The sequence below is a fragment of the Thauera phenylacetica B4P genome (assembly GCF_000310225.1).
Taxonomy (GTDB): domain Bacteria; phylum Pseudomonadota; class Gammaproteobacteria; order Burkholderiales; family Rhodocyclaceae; genus Thauera; species Thauera phenylacetica.
Window position 1 is genome coordinate 1 of sequence record NZ_AMXF01000273.1, and the last position, 4,822, is coordinate 4,822.

At 67.0% G+C, this 4,822-nt stretch carries 7 protein-coding genes; 6 read left to right on the top strand and 1 reads right to left on the bottom strand.

The features are described 5' to 3' along the window. The coding region (locus tag C667_RS20185; RefSeq protein ID WP_004379775.1) for a DUF3418 domain-containing protein at window positions 1-953 on the top strand (953 nt) is incomplete at its 5' end. Window positions 954-1,031: 78 nt separating this feature from the next. Here C667_RS20185 and C667_RS20190 read toward each other — a convergent pair. Further along, window positions 1,032-1,370, bottom strand: a complete 339-nt coding sequence (locus C667_RS20190) for a hypothetical protein (RefSeq protein WP_004379776.1) — start codon at window positions 1,368-1,370, stop codon at window positions 1,032-1,034. 238 nt (window positions 1,371-1,608) lie between these two features. Between C667_RS20190 and rpsF the strand changes: the two genes are divergently transcribed. The 5 genes from rpsF to dnaB all read left to right on the top strand — a co-directional run bounded on the left by rpsF (window position 1,609) and on the right by dnaB (window position 4,594). Beyond that, window positions 1,609-1,995, top strand: coding sequence for a 30S ribosomal protein S6 (rpsF, locus tag C667_RS20195; RefSeq protein WP_004321668.1), 387 nt, complete (start codon window positions 1,609-1,611; stop codon window positions 1,993-1,995). A 43-nt stretch (window positions 1,996-2,038) separates the two neighbouring features. Further along, on the top strand, window positions 2,039-2,311 hold the full coding sequence (gene priB / locus C667_RS20200; RefSeq protein ID WP_245538514.1) for a primosomal replication protein N: 273 nt from the start codon (window positions 2,039-2,041) through the stop codon (window positions 2,309-2,311). 2 nt (window positions 2,312-2,313) lie between these two features. Then, window positions 2,314-2,589: a 30S ribosomal protein S18 gene (gene rpsR / locus C667_RS20205; RefSeq protein WP_002933051.1), complete on the top strand. Its 276-nt coding sequence runs from the start codon at window positions 2,314-2,316 to the stop codon at window positions 2,587-2,589. Between the two features lie 15 nt (window positions 2,590-2,604). Further along, entirely contained in the window at window positions 2,605-3,054 is a 450-nt protein-coding gene (gene rplI, locus C667_RS20210; RefSeq protein ID WP_004379778.1) for a 50S ribosomal protein L9, read from the top strand. 139 nt (window positions 3,055-3,193) lie between these two features. Beyond that, window positions 3,194-4,594: a replicative DNA helicase gene (gene dnaB, locus C667_RS20215; protein ID WP_039922459.1), complete on the top strand. Its 1,401-nt coding sequence runs from the start codon at window positions 3,194-3,196 to the stop codon at window positions 4,592-4,594. Window positions 4,595-4,822 lie beyond the last annotated feature (228 nt).

Sequence of the window (4,822 nt, forward strand, 5' to 3'; positions counted from 1 at the left end):
CGGGCGCGGGCGCGGTTCAGCCCGGACGCAAGGGGAGCGGCAAGGCGGCGGGCGACGCCCCGGGGCGCGGCGCCGCAGCGGCCGAGCTGCCGGCGCAGGCGATGTCCGGCTTCACCGCCTGGACCTTCGGCGCCCTGCCCGAGCTGCTCGAGGTGCGCGTCGCCGGCCGCGAGGTGATCGGCTTCCCGGCGCTGCACGACGACGGCGACAGCGTCTCGCTACGCCCCCACGATACGCCCGAGGAAGCTGCGCGCGTGCATCGCCGCGGCCTCGCCCGCCTGTTCGCGCTCAACCTCAAGGACCAGGTGCGCGCGGTCGAGCGCCTGCCCGGCCTGCGCGAGCTCGCGCTGCAGTACATGAGCTTCGGCACCGAGGCCGAGCTGAAGGCCCGCCTGGTCGAGGCGACGCTGAGTCGCTGCTGCCTGCTCGAGCCCTTGCCGACCGATGCCGACGCGTTCGCGAAGCGCTGCGCCGAGGCCAAGTCGCGGGTGAGCCTGGTCGCGCAGGAGTTCATGCGCCTCGCCGGCCAGCTGCTGGTCGAGCATGCGGCGCTGCAAAAGCGCCTGTCGGGGCTGAAGACCTTCCCCGAGGTGATCGCCGACCTCCAGGGCCAGCTCGGCGCGCTGCTGCCGAAGGACTTCCTCGTCGCCTTCGAGTGGGAAAAGCTGGCGCACTTCCCGCGCTATCTCAAGGGCGCCTCGGTGCGGCTCGACAAACTCCGCAACAATCCGGCACGCGATGCGCAGTCGATGAGCGAATGGAAGCAACTCGCCCAGGCCTGGGAGCGCGAGCGCCTCGCGCGCCGACGCGCCGGCGTCGAGGACCCGGCGCTGGAGGAGTTCCGCTGGCTGCTCGAGGAGCTGCGTGTCGGCCTGTACGCGCAGGAGCTGAGGACGCCGATGCCGGTGTCGGTCAAGCGCCTGCAGAAGATCTGGGAGAGCCGGCCGCGCTGAGTCGCGCGGCCGGCTCGGCACGGTGCAGGGCCAGGGGAGTGGCTCCGCGCGGTGCACGTCGCCGCGGCGCGGGCGCGTTCAGCGCAGCGGAATGACCAGCGGCGGAATATCCACCCCGATCACCACGGCGGGCGAGCGGCTGTAGCTGTACGAGCGGTAAGGGCGCTCGTAATAGTGGTTGTGGATTTCCGGCTCGCGGTAGTAGCGCGGGCGTTCGCGGATGATGACCTTCTCGCGATACACGGTGCGCTCGTCCCAATGGCGGCGATGCTTGTGATCGTGCTTGTAGTGGTGCTTGTGGTGGCCCCAGCGCGGGCCACGGTCGTCCCGGTCGGCGTGCGCGGCGGGGGCGGCAGCGGCGAGCATGCCGCCGCAGAGCAGGGTGGCGACGATCTTGCGGGTCAGGGTCGTGTTCATGGTCTGCCTCGTTCGATTTCTTCGTTGCAGGGCAGGGCCCCGGTGATCCGGATACTAGGCGAGGCGTGCGCCGCGAGGCAGTCGCAGAGTGTAAGCGGGGTTTTGTAACCGCCCTCCCGATTCGCAGGCCGCTTCACGGTCTTTGATTTTTCGGACTTTCTTGTTAAACTGGCGAGCTTCCCTTGCTCCACCGGACCGCATGCCGGGGGGCTGCAACAACCAACCGCAAGGAGTTTGCATGCGACATTATGAAATCGTCTTCATCGTGCACCCGGATCAGTCCGAACAGGTGCCGGCGATGGTCGAGCGCTACAAGTCCATCGTGACCACCCGCAATGGCCAGATCCACCGCCTGGAAGACTGGGGGCGTCGCCAGATGGCCTACCCGATCCAGAAGGTGCACAAGGCCCACTACGTGCTGATGAACATCGAGTGCGACGGCGAGACGCTGGCCGAGCTCGAGCACTCGTTCAAATTCAACGACGCCGTGCTGCGTCACCTCACCATCAAGATGAAGAAGGCCGTCACCACGCCTTCGCCGATGATGAAGGAAGAGAAGTCGCGCTCGATGAATATCGGTGCCGACGACGCCAAGCCGGCCGACAGCGAAGCCGCTGCCGCCTGAGTTGCCTGAACCGGGTCTGAACGAACTGCGCCTCGATGCGCGCGTGGCCGAAGTGCTGCCGCTGCGTCGAACCCCTGCCGGAATACCGGTCGCCAGCTGTGTGCTGGCGCACGAATCGAAACAAGTCGAAGCGGGCCTGACCCGCGAGGTTTCGGTGGAAGTGCAGGCGGTGGCGCTGGGCGATCTGGCGGCGGTGCTGGCTGCGGCCGTTCCGGGCAGTGCGCTGCGCGCCACCGGATTCCTCGCCGCGAAGAGCCTGCGCAGTCGCAGCCCGGTCCTGCACCTGAACACAATCGAATTTCTCGAAGGAAACTGAAAATGGCCTTCAAGCCCAAATCCAAGTTCAAGAAGAAGGACGACCGCGGCGGTCGTGGTCTGTTCAAGCGTCGCAAGTTCTGCCGCTTCACCGCGGAGAAGATCGAAGAAGTCGACTACAAGGATGTGGACATCCTCAAGGACTTCATCACCGAAAACGCCAAGATCATGCCGGCGCGCATCACCGGCACCAAGGCGGGTTACCAGCGTCAGCTGTCGGTTGCGGTCAAGCGCGCCCGCTTCCTGGCCCTGATGCCTTACACCGACCTGCACCAGTAAGAGGAGAACGAACCCATGCAGATCATTCTTCTCGAGAAGGTCGTGAACCTCGGTGGCCTCGGCGACGTCGTCAAGGTCAAGGACGGCTACGCCCGCAACTTCCTCATCCCGCAAGGCAAGGCCAAGCGCGCGAATGCCGCCAATCTGGCCGAGTTCGAAGCGCGTCGCGTCGAGCTCGAGCGTGTCCAGGCCGAAAAGCTGACTGCCGCCCAGGAACTGGCCGGCAAGCTCGAAGGCGTCAGCGTCGAAGTGTCCCGCAAGGCCGGCATGGACGGCCGCCTGTTCGGCTCGGTCGGCAACGCCGACATCTCCGAGGCGCTCGCCGCCAAGGGCTTCGACATCGACCGCTCCGCCATCCGCATGCCGGACGGCCCGCTCAAGCAGGTCGGCGAGACCTCGCTCGAAGTGTCGCTGCACGCCGATGTGCTCGCCAGCATCACCGTCGTGGTGGCGGCCGAGCAGTAATCGCGTTCCTGCGCGAGTCACGAAAAGGGCTGCCGCTGGCAGCCCTTTTTGTTGGCAGCGCCCTGGAGGCGGGTCTCTCCGCCAACGTCCCGCCGTCCGGCTCGCTACAATGGGCGGCCTGGCCCCGATGGTGTACCCGATGAGCTCCGCGTCTTCCCGTTTCTCCGATTTCTCCGCCGATCCGCAGCTCGCGCAGATCAAGCTGCCGCCGCATTCGCTGGAGGCCGAGCAGTCGCTGATCGGCGGCATCCTGCTCGACAACCAGGCCTGGGAGCGCGTTGCCGATCTGGTCAACGAGGCGGACTTCTATCGCGACGACCACCGCCGCATCTACCGTCACATCACCAAGCTGGTCGACCAGGGGCGGCCTGCGGACGCGGTCACCGTGTTCGAGTCGCTGGAGAAGAACGGCGAGGCCGAGCAGGCCGGCGGCCTCGCCTATATCGCCGAACTCGCCAACAACACGCCGTCGGCGGCCAACATCCGGCGTTACGCGGAGATCGTCCGCGAGCGTGCGATCCTGCGCAAGCTGGTGGCGGTCGGTGACGAGATCGCCGCGAGCGCGCTGAGCCCCTCGGGCAAGGATGCCAAGGCGCTGCTCGACGAGGCCGAGGCCAAGGTCTTCGAGATCGCCGAGGCGGGCGCGCGCCACGCCAGCGGCTTCGTGTCCATCCAGCCCATCCTCAAGCAGGTGGTGGATCGGGTGCAGGAGCTGTACGATCGCGACAACCCCTCCGAGGTCACCGGCGTGCCGACCGGCCTGGTCGATCTCGATGAAAAGACCTCCGGCCTGCAGCCCTCCGACATGATCATCGTCGCCGGGCGCCCGGCGATGGGCAAGACCACCTTCGCGCTCAACCTCGCCGAGCACATCGCGATCGAGCAGCGCCTGCCGGTGGCGATCTTCTCGATGGAAATGCCGGGCACCCAGCTCGCGACGCGCTTCATCTCCTCGGTCGGCCGCATCGACATGCAGAAGATCCGCAGCGGACGCCTCACCGACGACGACTGGCAGCGCCTGACCATGGCGATGGGCAAGCTCTACGACGCGCCCCTCTACATCGACGAGACGCCCGGCCTGAACCCCATCGACCTGCGCGCGCGCGCGCGCCGCCTGGCGCGGCAGTGCGGCAGGCTCGGCCTGATCGTGATCGACTACCTGCAGCTGATGAGCGGCACGCGCGAGGGCGACAACCGTGCCTCCGAGCTGTCGGAGATCTCGCGCTCGGTGAAGTCGCTCGCCAAGGAGCTGAACGTGCCGATCATGGCGCTCTCCCAGCTCAACCGCAGCCTGGAGCAGCGCCCCAACAAGCGCCCGGTGATGTCCGACCTGCGCGAGTCCGGCGCCATCGAGCAGGACGCGGACATCATCATGTTCATCTACCGCGACGAGGTGTACAACCCCGACTCGCCGGACAAGGGTACGGCCGAGCTGATCATCGGCAAGCACCGTAACGGCCCCACCGGCACGGTGCGCCTCACCTTCATCGGCGAGAACACTCGCTTCGAGAACTACGCCGCCGCCCCGGGCATGTACTGAACGCCATCGCAGGGGGCGCCCGGTTCCGAGGCTTCGGCAGGGTTTTGCGCTGGGGTGAAACTCTGCTCTCGGTCTGACGACAGGCGTCGGCGGGTTCGAGCGCGCGGGCGTTCGTGCCCGCCTGCGTGGGCTTTCCCTGCCGCGGTTCCTGCAGGAGCGCCGGCAGGCGCGAACGGGCGCGGCGGCGCCCCGCATGGGTTCATCAGTATTTTTGCTGTTTTTTGTACT

What these genes read in the sequence shown, in the direction of transcription:
- rpsR (WP_002933051.1), top strand. Translation starts at nt 2,314, where the DNA reads ATGGCCTTCAAGCCCAAATCCAAGTTCAAGAAGAAGGACGACCGCGGC.
- rplI (WP_004379778.1), top strand. Translation starts at nt 2,605, where the DNA reads ATGCAGATCATTCTTCTCGAGAAGGTCGTGAACCTCGGTGGCCTCGGC.
- C667_RS20190 (WP_004379776.1), bottom strand. Translation starts at nt 1,370, where the DNA reads ATGAACACGACCCTGACCCGCAAGATCGTCGCCACCCTGCTCTGCGGC.
- dnaB (WP_039922459.1), top strand. Translation starts at nt 3,194, where the DNA reads ATGAGCTCCGCGTCTTCCCGTTTCTCCGATTTCTCCGCCGATCCGCAG.
- rpsF (WP_004321668.1), top strand. Translation starts at nt 1,609, where the DNA reads ATGCGACATTATGAAATCGTCTTCATCGTGCACCCGGATCAGTCCGAA.